The organism is Enterobacter cloacae complex sp. ECNIH7 (assembly GCF_002208095.1).
Taxonomy (GTDB): Bacteria; Pseudomonadota; Gammaproteobacteria; order Enterobacterales; family Enterobacteriaceae; genus Enterobacter; species Enterobacter cloacae_M.
Genome location: NZ_CP017990.1, coordinates 2,729,975 through 2,744,048 on the forward strand (window position 1 = coordinate 2,729,975; position 14,074 = coordinate 2,744,048).

15 protein-coding genes are annotated in these 14,074 nt (G+C 55.0%); 10 read left to right on the forward strand and 5 right to left on the reverse strand.

Annotated elements, in window-relative coordinates:
• From sapD to pspF, 5 genes are all read right to left on the reverse strand, one after another.
• Positions 1-993: a putrescine export ABC transporter ATP-binding protein SapD gene (gene sapD / locus WM95_RS13475; RefSeq protein ID WP_008501228.1), complete on the reverse strand. Its 993-nt coding sequence runs from the start codon at positions 991-993 to the stop codon at positions 1-3.
• Positions 993-1,883, reverse strand: a complete 891-nt coding sequence (gene sapC / locus WM95_RS13480) for a putrescine export ABC transporter permease SapC (protein ID WP_032656751.1) — start codon at positions 1,881-1,883, stop codon at positions 993-995. The genes sapD and sapC overlap by 1 nt, the downstream gene beginning before the upstream one ends.
• The gene (gene sapB / locus WM95_RS13485; RefSeq protein ID WP_024907137.1) at positions 1,870-2,835 is read right to left on the reverse strand and encodes a putrescine export ABC transporter permease SapB; all 966 of its coding nucleotides are present in this window, start codon (positions 2,833-2,835) and stop codon (positions 1,870-1,872) included. Before sapB ends, sapC begins: the two co-directional genes overlap by 14 nt.
• On the reverse strand, positions 2,832-4,472 hold the full coding sequence (gene sapA, locus WM95_RS13490; RefSeq protein ID WP_023312048.1) for an ABC transporter substrate-binding protein SapA: 1,641 nt from the start codon (positions 4,470-4,472) through the stop codon (positions 2,832-2,834). Before sapA ends, sapB begins: the two co-directional genes overlap by 4 nt.
• Positions 4,473-4,560: 88 nt before the next feature.
• Entirely contained in the window at positions 4,561-5,538 is a 978-nt protein-coding gene (gene pspF / locus WM95_RS13495) for a phage shock protein operon transcriptional activator (protein ID WP_063409185.1), read from the reverse strand.
• Between the two features lie 166 nt (positions 5,539-5,704).
• Between pspF and pspA the strand changes: the two genes are divergently transcribed.
• The 10 genes from pspA to WM95_RS13545 all read left to right on the forward strand — a co-directional run bounded on the left by pspA (position 5,705) and on the right by WM95_RS13545 (position 14,065).
• Positions 5,705-6,373, forward strand: a complete 669-nt coding sequence (pspA, locus tag WM95_RS13500) for a phage shock protein PspA (RefSeq protein WP_029740507.1) — start codon at positions 5,705-5,707, stop codon at positions 6,371-6,373.
• A 49-nt stretch (positions 6,374-6,422) separates the two neighbouring features.
• Complete coding sequence (pspB, locus tag WM95_RS13505; RefSeq protein WP_023312045.1) at positions 6,423-6,647, forward strand: envelope stress response membrane protein PspB; 225 nt, start codon at positions 6,423-6,425, stop codon at positions 6,645-6,647.
• Positions 6,647-7,006: an envelope stress response membrane protein PspC gene (gene pspC, locus WM95_RS13510; protein ID WP_023312044.1), complete on the forward strand. Its 360-nt coding sequence runs from the start codon at positions 6,647-6,649 to the stop codon at positions 7,004-7,006. Before pspB ends, pspC begins: the two co-directional genes overlap by 1 nt.
• A gap of 12 nt (positions 7,007-7,018) precedes the next feature.
• Positions 7,019-7,243 carry a phage shock protein PspD gene (gene pspD / locus WM95_RS13515; RefSeq protein ID WP_023312043.1) on the forward strand — a complete coding sequence of 75 codons (225 nt, stop codon included), beginning with the start codon at positions 7,019-7,021 and terminating at the stop codon, positions 7,241-7,243.
• Between the two features lie 197 nt (positions 7,244-7,440).
• Positions 7,441-9,138 carry a sugar phosphorylase gene (locus WM95_RS13520; RefSeq protein ID WP_063409184.1) on the forward strand — a complete coding sequence of 566 codons (1,698 nt, stop codon included), beginning with the start codon at positions 7,441-7,443 and terminating at the stop codon, positions 9,136-9,138.
• 14 nt (positions 9,139-9,152) lie between these two features.
• A complete protein-coding gene (locus tag WM95_RS13525) occupies positions 9,153-10,445 on the forward strand; it encodes an ABC transporter substrate-binding protein (protein ID WP_063409183.1) in 1,293 nt (430 codons plus the stop codon).
• 22 nt (positions 10,446-10,467) lie between these two features.
• Positions 10,468-11,349 carry a carbohydrate ABC transporter permease gene (locus WM95_RS13530; protein ID WP_023312040.1) on the forward strand — a complete coding sequence of 294 codons (882 nt, stop codon included), beginning with the start codon at positions 10,468-10,470 and terminating at the stop codon, positions 11,347-11,349.
• On the forward strand, positions 11,336-12,178 hold the full coding sequence (locus WM95_RS13535) for a carbohydrate ABC transporter permease (RefSeq protein ID WP_045400139.1): 843 nt from the start codon (positions 11,336-11,338) through the stop codon (positions 12,176-12,178). Before WM95_RS13530 ends, WM95_RS13535 begins: the two co-directional genes overlap by 14 nt.
• 28 nt (positions 12,179-12,206) lie before the next feature.
• On the forward strand, positions 12,207-13,259 hold the full coding sequence (locus WM95_RS13540) for a zinc-dependent alcohol dehydrogenase (protein ID WP_063409182.1): 1,053 nt from the start codon (positions 12,207-12,209) through the stop codon (positions 13,257-13,259).
• Positions 13,260-13,276: 17 nt separating this feature from the next.
• A complete protein-coding gene (locus WM95_RS13545) occupies positions 13,277-14,065 on the forward strand; it encodes a sugar phosphate isomerase/epimerase family protein (RefSeq protein ID WP_063409181.1) in 789 nt (262 codons plus the stop codon).
• Positions 14,066-14,074: the final 9 nt, after the last annotated feature.

The window sequence follows — 14,074 nt, forward strand, 5'->3', positions numbered from 1 at the left end:
TCACTCTCTCTCCATGTTCAGCGGGAAATGACAGGCGTATAAATGATTTTTGGCCCCGGTCAGGCGTGGTGTCTCGATACATTTACGCTGAGCATAGGGACACCGCGGCCCCAGACGACAGCCTATCGGCAGGGATTCCAGCAGCGGAATCGCCCCCGGCAGGGTATTCAGGCGACTCTTATGCGGCATCGCGCTGCCAAAATCTGGAATGGCGCGAATAAGCGCCTGCGTATACGGGTGGTGCGGCGCGGTGATAAGATCTTCACTCGGCGCGGTTTCGACCGTTTGTCCGCAGTACATCACGTCAATTTTATCCGCCCATTTGCTGAGCATTTGCAGGTCATGGCTGATCAGCAAAATGGTGGTGTTGTTATTCTGGTTGAGACGCGACAGCAGCCGGAAAATTTGCGCCTGCGTGGTGGGTTCCATCGCGTTGGTGGGCTCATCCGCAATCAGCAAACGCGGCTGATTTGCCAGCGCGATGGCAATCATCACTTTCTGACATTCGCCGTCGGTCAGCTCATAAGGGAAGCTGCGCATCGCATCTTTGTGATCTTTGATCCCGACGCGGTGTAAAAGCTCGATGGCGCGGCGCTTGCGCCAGCCAACGCGTTGCCACCAGCGGCCTTTATAGGTCCAGCCGGGAATGTTCTGCATGAGCTGTTTACCCACGCGTTCGGACGGATCGAGACAGGACTGCGGCTCCTGGAAAATCATCGAGACGTTATGCCCAACCAGCTTACGCCGCTCGCGGGGGGAGAGGCGCAGCAGATCGATATCGTCAAAACGCATACGGTCTGCCGTCACGCGCCAGTTGTCTTTCGCCACGCCGCATATAGCTTTGGCAATCAGGCTTTTTCCCGAGCCGGATTCCCCCACCAGCCCGCGAATTTCACCCTCCGCGAGGGTGATACTGATGCGATCGACGGCTTTAACCCAGCCTTCACCGGTTTTGAATTCGATGGTGAGGTTGCGAATATCAAGAAGCGGCATTATTGCACCCCCGCGTTAATTGCACGGCGAATACCGTCGCCCAGCAGGTTGATAAGCAGCACGCTCACCATAATGGCCGCACCCGGCAGCATGACCGTCCACGGTGCCACGTAGATTAACTCCAGCGCGTCGCCGAGCATCGCACCCCATTCGGGCGACGGCAGCTGTGCACCGAGATCGAGGAAGCCGAGCGCCGCGATGTCCAGGATCGCCATTGACAGGGCGCGGGTGATCTCTGTGACCAGCCCGGCGGCGATGTTGGGCAGTACGGCAAACCACAGAATGTTGAAGGTCGTCGCGCCGTCCAGACGCGCGGCAACGACGTACTCTTTTTCGAGTTCATCATGCACCATGCTGTAAACCGAGCGCACGATGCGGGGCAGGATAGCCAGCCAGACGGCGAACATGGCGTGCGACAGGTGCGGACCGGCAAAGGCAACAACGATGATCGCCAGCAGCAGGGACGGAATCGACAGCAGGGTATCCAGAATGTGGTTAAGCACCGCCGAACGCAGGCCATGGGTGGATCCCGCAAAAATACCGAGCGCCAGCCCGCAGATCGTAGCCGCGAGCGTCACCACAAATGCGCCGCCGACCGTCGGGGCTGCACCGCTCAGCAGGCGGCTCAACACGTCACGTCCGAGGTCGTCCGTTCCCAGGAAGAAAGAGACTTCACCGTAGCGCGACCAGGACGGTGGCAGCAGCTGATAGCCAAGGAACTGCTGGTCGATGCCGTACGGCGCAAACCACGAGCCAAAGACGCAAAGCAACACCAGGCCGGCGCAGCCGTAAAGGCCGATCATAGCCGTGGTGTCACCGTAGAACTTACGCCACACGGTACGCAGCACGCCGGGCGTGCGCTTTTCACTGTATACGCTATCGTAAGGCATACCATTCCTTATGCTTCAATGGGTTAGCCATGGCACCCAGAATATCGGACAACACGTTAACAATAATCACCAGCGAACCAATCACCATCACGCCGGCAGAAATAGCGGCGTAGTCCTGCTGGCGGATGGCGTTAATCAGCCATCGCCCCAGGCCCGGCCAGCTAAAGACCATCTCGGTGATCATGGCCAGCGTCAGCATGGTGGAAAACTGTAATCCCAGACGCGGAATTACCGGCGGCAGCGCGTTGTGCAGGACGTTGCGGCGCAGGATGGTCAGGCGCGACAGCCCGCGCGTGGCGGCGGCTTTGACGTAGTTCTGGTCAAATACCTCAATGGTGCTCAGGCGCATCAGGCGGATCACTTCGGTTGTTGGCGCAACCGCCAGCGTCAGTACCGGCAATACCATATGGCGCAGGGCGCTGACGATCATCTCATGGCGCCACACCGAATCGGACAGCCACGCGTCAATGATGGCAAAACCCGTCACCGTTTTAACCGTATAGAGCAGGTCAAAGCGACCCGAAACCGGCAGCCAGCCCATCGTCAGCGAGAAGAACAGCGTTAGCAGCAGCGCCAGCCAGAAAACCGGGATGGAGAAGCCGAACAGGGCGAGGGCGCTGATAAACTTATCCTGCCATTTATTGCGATAGATCCCGGCCAGCATGCCCACGGGGATTCCGACCATCAGAGCAAAGCCGAAGGCCAGAATGCACAGCTCCATCGTGGCCGGGAACACCTCTTTCAGCTGCTGGGAAATCAGCTGCCCGTTAATGCTGGACACGCCGAAATCCCAGTGCAGCAGCCCGTTAAACCAGAACAGCCAGGCATCCCACAGCGACGACCCCTGGAGCGGGGCGTGGGGCGTGAAATAGCTCAGGCTGAAGCCGACAAAGTTCAGGAAAAAGAGCGTCACCAGCAGCAAAAGGAGCCGACGTAAGGTAAAAATAATCATGGCTTTTTCACCTCTTGTTCTTTTTCACGCGACACGCCGGCGAACGAGGCGTTGCCGAACGGGCTCAGCACCAGGCCTTTAATATCATAACGATAGGCCTGAAGGCGCAGGGAAGAGGCCAGCGGCAGCACCGGGAGTTCCTGGGCAAGGATCTTCTGCGCTTCATCATAGGCGTCGATGCGTGAGGCCAGCTGCTGGGAAGCCAGCGCTTTTTGCAGCACGGCGTCAAACTCCCGGTTACACCAGTGGGCGTAGTTGGTCTGCGAATTTATCGCCGCACAGCTTAACAGCGGCCGGAAGAAGCTGTCCGGATCGTTACTGTCGGTCGCCCAGCCGGTCAGGGTTAAATCATGATTCATGTCCATCAGGCGCGCCTCCTGGAAACGGCCCTCAACCGGTACGATGATCACTTTGACGCCCACCTGCGCCATATCTGCCTGCAGCAGTTCGGCGGTCTTGAGCGGGCTCGGGTTCCACGCCTGGGAGCTGGTTGGCACCCAAAGCTGCAACGTGAGGTTTTCCGCCCCCAGCGCCTTCAGCTGTTCACGCGCTTTTGCCGGATTGTATTCCGTAATTTTAGCTTCACCGTCATAGGCCCACGAGGCGCGCGGTAAAATTGAGGCGGCGGTTTCCGCCGTGCCGTAGTAGATCGACTGCATTAAACGCTGGTTGTTAATCGCCAGCGCCAGAGCGTGACGTACGGCAGGGTTATTCAACGGCGGCTTATCCGTGTTAAAGGCCAGATAGGCGATATTCATGCCCGGGCGTAACGTCAGGCGCAGGCGCGGATCGTCGCGCAAAATGGTGAGCTGGCTGGCCGCGGGCCAGGCGAGTACGTCGCACTCCCCGGTGAGCAGTTTTGACAGACGTCCTGTCCCACCTGAACCGAGATCGACCACCACCTGCGGCATCAGCGGAGTGCCGCGCCAGAAATGCTCATGACGCTGCAGACGAATATATTGCCCGGCGCGGTATTCGGCGAGCTGGAACGGACCGGTGCCAACCGGCTGACGATCGAGCAACTCCTGACGATCTTTTTTTGTCAGGTTCGCCGCGTATTCAGCGGACATGACTGACGCATAGTGGGTCGCCAGGTGCCAGAGGAAGGAGGCATCCGGGCGCGTCAGCGTAAATTCAACCGTGCGGTTGTCCAGCTTGCGCACGCTCTTGACGGTGTCGGCAAACTGCAGGCTGTCGAAATAGGGGAAGTTGCTGCCGTTAACGTTATGCCACGGGTGGTTGCGGTTAAAGATGCGCTGGAAGGTAAAGACCACGTCATCTGCGTTCAGCTTGCGCGTGGGGGTAAACCACGGCGTGCGCTGAAATGCGACGTCATCGCGCAGATGAAAACGGTAGGTTGCGCCGTTATCCAGCACTTCCCAGCTTTCCGCAAGCTCAGGCACAAGACGGTAGGTGTACGGATCAACATCAAGCAGACGGTCGTAAAGCTGCGCGGCCAGGGTATCCACGATCAGGCCGCTGCCCGCTTTTTGCGGGTTGAAGGTGTCCACCTGGCCGCTTACGCAATAGACGAAGCCGCTGTCACGAATGTCAGGCTGCGGAGTTAGCCCGGGCGCGGCAAAGGCCAGGCTGCTAAACAGACCGAGAGCAAAAAAGGACGATAAAACCAGACGCATAATTTTTAAGGTTTTTAGGTTTGATCTGCAAAGTGTATCGCACTTACGCATGCTTCGTAAAAATGTCTGCGGGTAAGTGCTGATATTGTCAGCGCATTTGATGCTTTTTGAGCAATGCCCTTAACTGATGGTAGGTCAGACCCAGCAGTTCAGCCGCCCGTTTCTGGTTATATTTCGCCGTCTTCAGGCTTTGATCCAGCAGCTGTTTCTCCTGGTCGTTCTGGAACTGGCGTAAATCAAGGGGAAGAGTAGGGGCATCGCCTGAAGACGTTGGTGTGGGTAGCGACGGCGCGCTGCGCTGAAAAGGATCGATAATGATGTTGTCCAGTTCGGTCTCGCTGCTGCCGTGGCGATAGACGGAACGCTCCACGACGTTTTTCAGTTCGCGGATATTTCCCGGCCAGTGGTAAGCGAGCAGCGTCTCCTTTGCATAATCGCTGAAGCCGGGGAACAGCGGCAGTCCGAGCTCGCGGCACATCTGAATCGCAAACTGGTCTGCCAGCAGCATGATGTCGCTTTTGCGCTCGCGCAGCGGAGGAAGTTGAACGACGTCAAAGGCCAGGCGGTCAAGGAGGTCGGCACGGAATTTCTCCTCAGTCACCATCTCCGGCAGGTTGGCGTTAGTGGCGCACACCAGGCGCACGTTAACCTGCAGCGGCTGGCTACCGCCGACGCGCTCCAGTTCGCCGTACTCAATCACGCGCAGCAGTTTTTCCTGCACCAGCATGGGGGCGGTGGCCAGCTCATCCAGAAAAAGCGTACCGCCGTCGGCGCGCTCAAAGCGTCCGGGATGGCGTTTCTGGGCACCGGTAAACGCGCCCGCTTCATGGCCGAAGAGCTCGGTGTCGAGCAGGTTTTCATTCAGCGCCGCGCAGTTAAGGGAAATAAATGGGCCATCCCAGCGCCCGGACAGGTAATGCAGACGGTTGGCTATCAGCTCTTTCCCCGTTCCACGTTCACCGATGATCAGCACCGGTTTATTGAGCGGCGCCAGGCGAGAGACCTGTTCCAGCACTTCGAGAAAGCTGTTTGCTTCGCCGAGTAAATTGTCTTTGTATCCGGGCATGATGAAATTAACCACTCCTTAGCGATATTCACCAGGGAAGAATAGTTCTTCACTGCGCAAAAAGCAATCATGCTTAGTAAAATCAATAAGATAAAAACCTGGCATGATGTTTGTATTATCAGTACAGCAGGGCATCGCCCGATAACAGAACTATGAGGATTAGATTATGGGTATTTTTTCTCGTTTTGCCGACATCGTGAACGCCAACATCAACTCACTGCTTGAGAAAGCGGAAGATCCGCAGAAGCTGGTACGTCTGATGATTCAGGAGATGGAAGACACGCTGGTTGAAGTGCGTTCAACCTCCGCCCGCGCGCTGGCGGAGAAAAAACAGCTTACGCGTCGCATTGAACAAGCTACCGCTCAGCTGAACGAATGGCAGGAAAAAGCGGAACTTGCGCTGCGCAAAGATAAAGAAGATCTGGCCCGTGCGGCGCTGATCGAAAAACAGAAGCTGGCCGATATGGTCGCGACGCTCGAGCATGAAGTGACGCTGGTGGACGACACGCTCACCCGTATGAAGAAAGAGATTGGTGAGCTTGAAAACAAACTGAGCGAAACCCGCGCGCGTCAGCAGGCGCTGACCCTGCGTCACCAGGCGGCAAGCTCCTCCCGCGACGTGCGTCGTCAGCTGGACAGCGGTAAGCTCGATGAAGCGATGGCGCGTTTTGAATCGTTTGAACGTCGTATCGACCACATGGAAGCGGAAGCCGAAAGCCACGGCATCGGCAAGCAGAAGTCGCTGGATCAACAGTTCGCCGATCTGAAGGCTGATGATGAAATCAGCGAGCAGCTGGCGGCACTGAAAGCCAAAATGAAGCAAGACAACCAATAATAATTCCTGCGGCACCTGAGCGTGCCGCATCATAAGACAAGGAGTACACATGAGCGCGCTTTTTCTGGCCATTCCCCTGACAATTTTCGTGCTGTTCGTTTTGCCGATTTGGCTATGGCTGCACTACAGCAACCGTTCTTCTCGGGGCGAACTCTCCCAGAGTGAACAACAGCGTCTGGTACAGCTTTCCGACGAGGCGAACAAAATGCGCGAACGCATTCAGGCGCTGGAAGCCATCCTGGATGCTGAGCACCCAAACTGGAGGGACCGTTAATGTCTGGACTGAATCTGAACAAAAAGCTGTGGCGAATTCCACAGCAGGGCATGGTGCGCGGCGTTTGCGCCGGGCTGGCTCACTATCTTGATGTCCCGGTTAAACTTGTCCGCGTGGTCGCGGTGCTATCGATCTTCTTCGGCCTGGCGTTTATTACCCTGGTGGCATACATCGTCCTGTCGTTTGTTCTTGACCCGATGCCGGAAGGAGAACTGGCTGCGGAGGGAGCCCCGACCAGCAGCGATCTTCTCAATGCCGTTGATGAGCAACTCGCCGCCGGTGAGAAGCGGCTACGGGAAATGGAACGCTATGTCACGTCGGATACCTTTACGCTGAGAAGTCGCTTTCGTCAGCTTTAAGAGAGAGATGAGATGAAACAACACTGGCAACAGGCCGGTCAGAAGGTAAAACCCGGCCTGAAAATCGCAGGTAAACTGGTCCTGCTGACCGCGTTACGGTTCGGCCCGGCAGGTGTGGCAGGTTGGGCAATTAAATCCGTTGCCCGCAAGCCGGTCAGAATGGTGCTGGCCGTGGCGCTCGAACCGCTGTTGCAAAAGGTGGCAAAACGGCTTTCTCGCCGCTACTTATCCCAATAATTCCCGTTGGCGTTAGCCCTTTCCCTGACGGGGGAGGGACTGGCGACGGTTAACCGCATTTCCTCTTTTCCCCGTTCTTTCTTTGCGGCAGCTCACAATATTGCGCTGAGCTGCTTTGCAATCACCTTTTTCTCCTTTCTGGTCCGTTGACAGATATTTTTCATGGGAGTAGATTGCCACTTCGTGGGACCGCTACCATGGAAAATGAAATGGATACAAAAATTAAAGAGATCATTAATTTTGTTTACGGGGAAACGTTTTCTGAAGCCCATCTTAATGTGCTGCTGGAAAATATCGCAAAGGCCGCTTCTGTTATTACGGAAAAACGTAAAACGGGTTGGGATGAAAAAGACGTTGTCCTGATCACCTATGCCGATCAGTTTTCAGCGAAAGGGGAGAAGGCGCTGCCTGTTTTTACACGTTTTTATAACAGGTGGCTTTCTCATTCTTTTTCTCATGTCCATCTCTTGCCTTTTTATCCATGGTCTTCGGACGACGGGTTTTCTGTTATTGATTATCATGAGGTTGCACCGGAAACCGGAACGTGGCGAGACGTTGCCGAATTAAAACAGTCAGCCAGTTTAATGTTTGATTTCGTCTGTAACCATATGTCAGCCAAAAGTAAATGGTTCGCTAATTACCTGAAGCAAATTCCTGGATATAGCGATTTCTTTATTTCTGTCGATCCTGAAACAGATTTATCCGCGGTGACGCGTCCGCGTGCTTTACCGCTTCTTACGCCTTTCACGCTGCATGACGGCAGCGTGCGACACCTGTGGACCACCTTCAGCGAGGACCAGGTTGATCTCAATTTCGCCTCTCCGCAGGTGCTGATCGCGATGGTCGACGTGCTGCTGCATTACCTGATTGAAGGGGCGCGATACATTCGTCTGGATGCTGTAGGCTTCATGTGGAAACTACCCGGAACAAACTGCATCCACCTTGAGCAAACCCATCAGCTCATCCAGCTTTTTCGCGCCATTACCGAGGCTGTCGCCCCGGGAACGGTGATTATCACCGAGACGAACGTTCCGCATAAAGATAACGTTGCTTACTTTGGTAACGGTGAAAATGAAGCGCAGATGGTTTATCAGTTCTCTTTGCCCCCGCTGGTGCTGCATGCGGTGCATTGTCAGAACGTCCGGACGCTGAGCCAGTGGGCGGCGTCGCTGACGTTGCCTTCCACGAAAACCACCTGGTTTAACTTCCTGGCCTCGCATGACGGGATTGGTCTGAATCCGTTACGCGGAATTTTACCCGAGCCGGAAATCCTCTCGCTTGTGGAAAAACTTCAGGCTGAAGGGGCGTTGGTTAACTGGAAAAATAACCCGGATGGCACACGCAGTCCTTATGAAATTAATGTGACCTATCTGGATGCATTAAGTACGCGTAACAGTCCTGACAGCCAACGGATTGCCCGTTTTATTCTGGCGCATGCCGTCCTTTTAAGCTTCCCCGGCGTGCCTGCGGTTTATATCCAGAGCATTCTCGGTTCCCGTAATGATTATGCAGGTGTTGAGCGCCTGGGATACAACCGTGCGATTAATCGAGAGAAATACACGGCAGGGCAAATTGATAGCGAGCTTGAAGATAAAAATAGCCTGCGTTCTCAGGTCTATTGCTCGTTAAGCCAGTTAATCGCGCTGCGTCGGGCGGAGAAAGCATTTCACCCTGACAGTGAGGCTTATTTTAGCGCGTCAGGTGAACATGTTTTAAAAATCGTTCGCGTGGCGGGTTGTGGTGAAAAAATAACGGCGCTGTTTAATTTCAGTGACGGCATTCAAACGGCGGAATCCGATATTCAATCCGGAAATGACTTGATCACCGGAAACGATATTACAGACAAAAAGCTGACCCTACATCCATGGCAGGTGTTGTGGATTAAAGAAAACTAAAAAGGACCTTAAAAATGAAAATGCCCAGAATTGTGCTGATTTCAGCACTGGTTTCGTGCGCCTTGTTATCAGGCTGCAAGGACGACAAAAAGACTGCTGTCACTATTGAGTTTATGCACTCGTCAGTCGAGCAGGAGCGCCAGGCGGTTATAACGAAGCTTATCGAAAAGTTCGAGAAAGAGAACCCCGGCATCACGGTGAAACAGGTGCCGGTCGAAGAGGATGCCTACAACACCAAGGTCATTACGCTCGCCAGAACGGGCGCGCTGCCAGAGGTGATTGAGGTCAGCCATGACTACGCGAAAGTTATGGACAAGGAACAGCTGCTGGAGCGCAAAGCTATCGGCGAAGCCATTAAAGCGGTAGGCGAGGACACCTTCTATGACGGCATTTTGCGTGTTGTTCGTACGGAAGACGGTTCTGCCTGGACGGGAGTGCCAGTCAGCGCCTGGCTATCCGGCGTCTGGTATCACAAAGATGCGCTTGCTGCGGCGGGTATCCAGGAGCCGCATAACTGGGAACAGCTGCTGAAAGCCAGCCAGAGGCTCAACGACCCGGCTAAAAAACATTACGGCATTGCGCTGCCCACCGCCGAAAGCGTGATGACGGAGCAGGCATTCTCCCAGTTTGCGCTTTCCGGCGGCGCGAACGTTTTTGATGCCAAAGGGAACGTCGACATCGATACCCCTGAAATGGCAAAAGCCCTGGCGTTTTATAAAGATCTGGCCGCGACCACCATGCCGGGTTCAAACGACGTCATGGAGATCAAAGATGCCTTCATGAACGGTTCTGCGCCGATGGCGGTTTACTCCACCTACATCCTGCCGGCGGTATTCCAGGACGGAAAACCTGCCAATCTGGGCTTCGTCGTCCCAACAGAAACCTCTTCTGCTGTTTACGGCATGGTCACGTCGCTGACGATTACCACCGGTCAAACTGAAGATGAGACTCAGGCGGCTGAGAAATTTGTGACCTGGATGGAGCAGGCTCAAAACGCAACCGACTGGGTCATGATGTCGCCCGGCGCGGCACTGCCGGTGAACAAGCTGGTGGTGGGCACCGATACCTGGAAAAACAACGATGTGATTAAAGCGTTTGGACAACTGCCTTACGAACTGATTGCGCAGTTCCCGAATGTGCAGGTGTTTGGCGCGGTGGGGGACAAAAACTTCACACGCATGGGCGATGTTACCGGGTCTGGCATCATCAGTTCCATGGTGCATAACGTCACGGTGGGGAAAAAAGATCTCAGCAACACGCTTAGTAACAGCCAGAAGCGTCTGACCGATCTGATTTCACAACGATAGGAGCGCTCTGCGGAAGGAAATTATGAAGACGTTGTTTTCTGGTCGTTCAGATATGCCTTTCGCCATGCTGCTGTTGGCCCCCAGCCTGATTTTGCTGGGGGGCCTGGTGGCGTGGCCAATGATTTCCAATATTGAAATCAGTTTCTTACGTCTGCCGCTTAACCCGCGCATTAGCGCTGTGTTTGTCGGGCTGGATAATTACATTCGCATTCTCAGTGATGCAGCATTCTGGCACTCGCTGTGGATGACGTTCTGGTACACCGCGCTGGTGGTGATCGGCAGCACGGGGTTGGGGCTGGCGGTTGCGATCTTCTTTAACCGTGAATTCCGTCTGCGGAAAACGGCACGTTCACTGGTGATTTTGTCCTACGTCACCCCGTCCATTTCGCTGGTGTTTGCATGGAAATACATGTTCAACAACGGCTACGGCATTGTGAACTATCTGGGCGTTGACCTGCTGCATCTGTATGACCAGGCACCCCTGTGGTTCGACAATCCTGGCAGCAGCTTTGTGCTGGTGGTGCTGTTCGCCATCTGGCGCTACTTCCCGTACGCGTTCATTTCGTTCCTCGCGATTTTGCAGACCATTGATAAGTCGCTGTATGAAGCGGCGGAAATGGACGGCGCGAATGCGTGGCAGCGTTTTCGAATCGTTACGCTGCCCGCGATTATGCCGGTGCTGGCAACGGTAGTGACGCTCCGCACTATCTGGATGTTCTACATGTTTGCGGATGTCTATCTGTTGACGACCAAGGTCGATATTTTGGGCGTCTACCTCTACAAAACCGCATTCGCTTTCAATGATTTGGGTAAGGCTGCGGCGATCTCCGTCGTGCTGTTCGTGATCATCTTCGCGGTGATTCTGCTGACCAGAAAAAGGGTAAACCTCAATGGCAACAAATAAACGCGTACTGAGCCGTATTGGTTTTTATCTCGGTCTGGCGGTGTTCCTGGTCATCACGCTATTCCCGTTCTTCGTGATGCTGATGACGTCATTCAAGAGCGCGAAAGAGGCCATATCGCTTAACCCGACCATTTTGCCGCAGGCGTGGACGCTGCAGCATTACGTCGACATCTTTAACCCGCTGATTTTCCCGTTTGTGGACTATTTCAAAAACAGCATGGTGGTGTCGCTGATCTCCTCGGTGATTGCCGTGTTTCTCGGCACGCTGGGGGCTTACGCCTTGTCCAAACTGCGTTTTAAAGGCCGCACGACGATCAACGCGAGTTTTTACACCGTCTACATGTTCTCCGGAATATTGCTGGTGGTGCCGCTGTTCAAAATCATCACTGCCCTTGGGATCTACGACACCGAGCTGGCGCTGATTATCACCATGGTGACCCAAACGTTACCGACAGCGGTGTTCATGCTGCGCAGCTATTTCGACACCATCCCGGACGAAATCGAAGAAGCCGCGATGATGGACGGCCTTAACCGCCTGCAAATCATCTTCCGCATCACCGTGCCGCTGGCGATTTCCGGGCTCGTATCGGTGTTTGTCTACTGCTTCATGGTGGCGTGGAACGACTATCTGTTTGCGTCCATTTTCCTGTCCAGCGCCAGCAATTTCACCTTGCCGGTCGGGCTGAACACGCTCTTTAGCACGCCAGATTACATCTGGGGTCGCATGATGGCGGCATCGCTGGTGACGGCGCTTCCGGTGGTCATCATGTACGCCCTGTCTGAACGTTTTATTAAAAGTGGTTTGACCGCCGGTGGCGTGAAGGGCTGAGGCGGCCAATTTTAACAAGGAGTCAGTCATGAAAAAATTAGTAGCGACAGCGCCACGCGTGGCGGCGCTGGTGGAATATGAAGATCGTGCTGTGGGAGCACATGAAGTGAAAATTCGTTCACGCTTTGGCGCGCCGAAGCACGGCACTGAAGTCGTGGATTTCCGCGCGGCAAGCCCGTTTATTGACGAAGAGTTCAACGCGGAGTGGCAGATGTTCACGCCGCGTGAAGAAGGGGCGCCCCGCGGGATCGAATTCGGTAAGTTTCAGCTGGGCAATATGATTGTTGGCGAGATTATCGAATGCGGTGATGACGTCACGGAATATCAGATCGGCGACAGCGTCTGCTGCTACGGCCCGCTGCAGGAAACGGTGATCGTTAACGCGGTGAACAACTACAAGCTGCGCAAAATGCCGCAGGGTGCGTCCTGGAAAAACGCCGTTTGCTACGATCCGGCGCAGTTCGCCATGAGCGGCGTGCGTGATGCCAACGTCCGCGTGGGCGACTTTGTGGTCGTGGTCGGTCTGGGAGCCATTGGGCAGATTGCGATTCAGCTGGCGAAAAAAGCCGGTGCGTCAGTGGTTATCGGCGTTGATCCAATCGAACACCGCTGTGAGATCGCCCGTCGTCATGGGGCAGACCACTGTCTGAACCCAATAGGCACTGATGTCGGTCTGGAAATCAAAAAGCTGACCGGGAAGCAGGGCGCGGACGCGATCATCGAAACCAGCGGCTTTGCAGATGCGCTGCAGTCCGCGCTGCGCGGACTTGCCTACGGCGGCACCATCTCCTATGTAGCTTTCGCAAAACCGTTCGCGGAAGGCTTTAACCTCGGCCGCGAAGCGCATTTCAATAACGCGAAGATTGTCTTCTCCCGCGCCTGCAGCGAACCCAACCCGGACTACCCGCGCTGGAGCCGCAAGCGTATTGAAGAGACCTGCTGGGAATTGCTGATGAACGGTTATCTGAATTGTGAAGATCTGATCGACCCGGTCGTGACCTTCGACACCACCCCGGAAAGCTATATGAAGTATGTCGATCAGCACCCGGAACTCAGTATCAAACTGGGCGTCACTTTTTAAGCTAAGGACAGCAAATCATGAAGATCGCAACACAAAACCAGGCCTTTTTCCCGACCAGCATCATGGAGAAATTCGAGTACATCAAAGCAATGGGTTTTGATGGCTACGAAATTGACGGCCGCCTGCTGGTGGAAAACCTCGATGAAGTGAAAGCGGCCATCAAAGCTACCGGTCTGCCGGTGACGACAGCATGTGGCGGATACGATGGCTGGATCGGTGATTTCATCGAAGAACGCCGTCTGAACGGGTTACAGCAGATCGAACGCATTCTGGAAGCGCTGGCTGAAGTCGGCGGAAAGGGCATTATCGTGCCTGCTGCCTGGGGGATGTTTACCTTCCGTCTGCCACCAATGACCTCTCCACGCAGCCTGGACGGTGACCACAAAGCCGTAAGCGCCTCCCTGCGCTGGCTGGATGAGGTGGCGGCGCGCACCGGAACAACCGTCTACCTGGAGCCGCTGAACCGCTATCAGGATCACATGATCAACACCCTGGCTGACGCGCGTCGCTATATCGAAGAGAACGGTCTGAAGCACGTGCAGATCATCGGCGATTTCTATCATATGAACATCGAAGAAGACTCGCTGACGGATGCGCTGCATCAGCACCGCGATCTGCTGGGCCATGTGCACATTGCAGATAACCACCGCTACCAGCCGGGCAGCGGTAGCCTCGATTTTGCCAGCCTGTTCGATCAGCTGCGTGCCGATAACTACCAGGGTTACGTGGTGTATGAGTGCCGTGTTCGCGCCGAGGATCCGGCTCAGGCATACCGGGATTCGCTCACTTACTTGCGTGAATGCTAAGGATGACGA

What these genes read in the sequence shown, in the direction of transcription:
- sapD (WP_008501228.1), bottom strand. Translation starts at nt 993, where the DNA reads ATGCCGCTTCTTGATATTCGCAACCTCACCATCGAATTCAAAACCGGT.
- sapC (WP_032656751.1), bottom strand. Translation starts at nt 1,883, where the DNA reads ATGCCTTACGATAGCGTATACAGTGAAAAGCGCACGCCCGGCGTGCTG.
- sapB (WP_024907137.1), bottom strand. Translation starts at nt 2,835, where the DNA reads ATGATTATTTTTACCTTACGTCGGCTCCTTTTGCTGCTGGTGACGCTC.
- sapA (WP_023312048.1), bottom strand. Translation starts at nt 4,472, where the DNA reads ATGCGTCTGGTTTTATCGTCCTTTTTTGCTCTCGGTCTGTTTAGCAGC.
- pspF (WP_063409185.1), bottom strand. Translation starts at nt 5,538, where the DNA reads ATGCCCGGATACAAAGACAATTTACTCGGCGAAGCAAACAGCTTTCTC.
- pspA (WP_029740507.1), top strand. Translation starts at nt 5,705, where the DNA reads ATGGGTATTTTTTCTCGTTTTGCCGACATCGTGAACGCCAACATCAAC.
- pspB (WP_023312045.1), top strand. Translation starts at nt 6,423, where the DNA reads ATGAGCGCGCTTTTTCTGGCCATTCCCCTGACAATTTTCGTGCTGTTC.
- pspC (WP_023312044.1), top strand. Translation starts at nt 6,647, where the DNA reads ATGTCTGGACTGAATCTGAACAAAAAGCTGTGGCGAATTCCACAGCAG.
- pspD (WP_023312043.1), top strand. Translation starts at nt 7,019, where the DNA reads ATGAAACAACACTGGCAACAGGCCGGTCAGAAGGTAAAACCCGGCCTG.
- WM95_RS13520 (WP_063409184.1), top strand. Translation starts at nt 7,441, where the DNA reads ATGGAAAATGAAATGGATACAAAAATTAAAGAGATCATTAATTTTGTT.
- WM95_RS13525 (WP_063409183.1), top strand. Translation starts at nt 9,153, where the DNA reads ATGAAAATGCCCAGAATTGTGCTGATTTCAGCACTGGTTTCGTGCGCC.
- WM95_RS13530 (WP_023312040.1), top strand. Translation starts at nt 10,468, where the DNA reads ATGAAGACGTTGTTTTCTGGTCGTTCAGATATGCCTTTCGCCATGCTG.
- WM95_RS13535 (WP_045400139.1), top strand. Translation starts at nt 11,336, where the DNA reads ATGGCAACAAATAAACGCGTACTGAGCCGTATTGGTTTTTATCTCGGT.
- WM95_RS13540 (WP_063409182.1), top strand. Translation starts at nt 12,207, where the DNA reads ATGAAAAAATTAGTAGCGACAGCGCCACGCGTGGCGGCGCTGGTGGAA.
- WM95_RS13545 (WP_063409181.1), top strand. Translation starts at nt 13,277, where the DNA reads ATGAAGATCGCAACACAAAACCAGGCCTTTTTCCCGACCAGCATCATG.